The 1,888-nt window shown below is 73.8% G+C and carries 2 protein-coding genes; both read left to right on the forward strand.

The genetic code is table 11. The annotated features are described in order from the left end of the window. Window positions 1–527: type VI secretion system protein TssL, long form (gene tssL / locus OZN99_RS30750; RefSeq protein ID WP_270939007.1), on the forward strand; the 527-nt coding region annotated here is incomplete at its 5' end. A 2-nt stretch (window positions 528–529) separates the two neighbouring features. Continuing rightward, the coding region (tssM, locus tag OZN99_RS30755; RefSeq protein ID WP_270939008.1) for a type VI secretion system membrane subunit TssM at window positions 530–1,888 on the forward strand (1,359 nt) is incomplete at its 3' end.

Genomic DNA, 1,888 nt, shown 5'->3' on the forward strand with positions numbered 1-1,888 from the left:
CGCCCGCCGCCATGCCGCAGATCGCGCGCGTCGCGCCGGTGCGCCCGCCGCCTGCCCCGCCGCCGGCGGCCGTGCCGCCCGAACCCGGCGCGCTCGACAAGCTGCGCGCCTTCCTGGCACCCGAGATCCAGCAGGGCCTCGTCACCGTGGAAGGCACGGATGCCGCCCCCTTCGTGCGCATCCGCAACCGCGGCATGTTCCCCTCCGGCAGCGCGACGCTGAACACCAGCTTCCAGCCGCTGATGACCCGCATCGGGGAGGCGATGCGCGAGGAGCGCGGCCCCGTTCTGGTCATCGGCCATTCCGACAACCAGCCGATCCGCACCGTCGCCTTCCCCTCCAACTTCGCGCTCTCCGCCGCGCGGGCCGAGGCGGCGCGCCAGGCCCTGCTGCGCGGGCTGAACGACCCGGGCCGCGTCACCGCGGAAGGCCGCGCCGACAGCGAGCCGGTGGCGAGCAACGCGACGCCCGAGGGACGCGAGGCGAACCGCCGCATCGAGGTCCTGCTCCGCCGGGAGGGCAACTGACCATGTCCCGCCTGCCCTGGCGCTGGATCCTGTCGGGCATCGGCGCGGCGCTGATCGCCGCGCTCGTCTGGCTGTTCGGCCCGCTGCTCTCCTTCCTGGAGGACTGGATCCCGCGCGCCGTCGTCGTCGCACTGATCGCGCTGGTCTGGTTCGGCGTGAACTTCTGGATCGGCCGTCGCCGCCGGAAGAAGGAGGACGAGCTCGTCAAGGGCGCCGCCGCCGGGCCCGACCCGGCGAAGCTGGCCGCGGACGAGGAGCAGGCAAAGCTGCGGGAACGCCTCACCGCCGCGCTCGCCACGCTGGCCAAGGCGCGCGGCACGCGCGGCTACCTCTACGAGCAGCCGTGGTACGTCATCATCGGCCCGCCCGGTGCCGGCAAGACCACCGCGCTGCTAAATGCCGGTCTGAAGTTCCCGCTGGCCGCGGAGATGGGCCAGGCCGGCAAGGGTGGCGCGGTGGCCGGCGCGGGCGGCACGCGCATGTGCGACTGGTGGTTCACCGACGAGGCGGTGCTGATCGACACCGCCGGTCGCTACACCACGCAGGATTCCGACGCCAACGTGGACAAGGCGGGCTGGGACGCCTTCCTCGACCTGCTGAAGCGCAACCGGCCGCGCCAGCCGCTGAACGGCGTGCTGGTGGCGATCGGCGTGCCGGAGATCGCCGCCGCCCCCGCGCCGGAACGCCAGGCCCATGCGCGCGCCATCCGGCGGCGCATCAAGGAGATCACCGACCGGCTCGGCGTGCGCGTGCCGGTCTACCTCCTGCTGACCAAGTCCGACCTGCTGCGCGGCTTCACCGAGTATTTCGACGACCTGGACCGGGAGAAGCGCGCGCAGGTCTGGGGCGTCACGTTCGACGCCAAGGGCGCGGACCCGCTCGCCGGCCTCGGCACCGAGTTCAAGGCGCTCCTCGAACGCATCGAGGGGCGACTGCTGGACCGTCTGCAGGCCGAGCGCAACCCGGACCGCCGCGCGCTGATCGCCGGCTTCCCGACCCAGGTGGCCAGCCTGGAAGCCCCGCTGAACGAGTTCCTGGCGGAAGCCTTCGGCGGCTCCCGCCTGGATCCCGCGCCCTTCCTGCGCGGCATCTACTTCGCCTCCGGCACGCAGGAGGGCACGCCGATCGACCGGCTGACCGGCGTGCTCTCGCGCAGCTTCGGCATCGACCAGCGCCGCGCGCCCGCGCTCCGCCCGGAATCCGGCCGCGCCTACTTCCTGGAGCGCCTGCTGAAGGACGTGATCTTCGGCGAGGCGATGCTCGGCGCCGCCGACCGCGGCGCGGTGGCGCGCGACCGCGGCCTGCGCATCGCCGCCTGGGCGGGCAGCGCCGCGCTGATGCTGGGCGGCGGCGCCTGGCTC

The sequence above is a fragment of the Falsiroseomonas oryzae genome, from assembly GCF_027856955.1.
Classification (GTDB): domain Bacteria; phylum Pseudomonadota; class Alphaproteobacteria; order Acetobacterales; family Acetobacteraceae; genus Falsiroseomonas; species Falsiroseomonas oryzae.